The sequence below is a fragment of the Shewanella sp. 10N.286.54.B9 genome (genome assembly GCF_041468565.1).
Classification (GTDB): Bacteria; Pseudomonadota; Gammaproteobacteria; order Enterobacterales; family Shewanellaceae; genus Shewanella.
In genome coordinates this window covers 1-392 of record NZ_JBFRIY010000101.1, presented here as the reverse complement: position 1 = coordinate 392, position 392 = coordinate 1, and the positions used below count along the sequence as shown (strand labels likewise).

Here is a 392-nt window from a genome sequence, read left to right as displayed (position 1 = left end):
GTCACAGTCACTAATTGCTGACTGAAGGCGCCATGTTCATCGGTCACAGTGACCAAGAAGGTTTCATCGTGCATCTCGCCTTGGGCGAGGGCATTGACCAGTGCGTTATCGGCTAAAGTGTAGCTCCACACACCAGTGTTAGCGTCGATATCGAATGTGCCATAGTCGTTAACTTGGGCGGCAAAACTCCAGCTCCAGCTGGCGCCGTTATCGATATCATCGGCGGTTAAGGTGCCGCCGGTCATTAAGTTGCCCGGCTCCGGATCGTTACCGCCATCCATCACGCCAGCTTCTAATACATCGCCAGTGGCATCATCAACACTAGAAGTAATAACTGGAATATCATTAGTACCCGTCACGGTCACAGTCACTAATTGCTGACTGAAGGCGCC

General features: G+C 52.0%; 1 protein-coding gene. It reads right to left on the bottom strand.

Annotated features, from left to right (window positions below; genetic code table 11):
- The coding region (locus AB4135_RS21875; protein ID WP_371995531.1) for a VCBS domain-containing protein at positions 1–392 on the bottom strand (392 nt) is incomplete at both ends.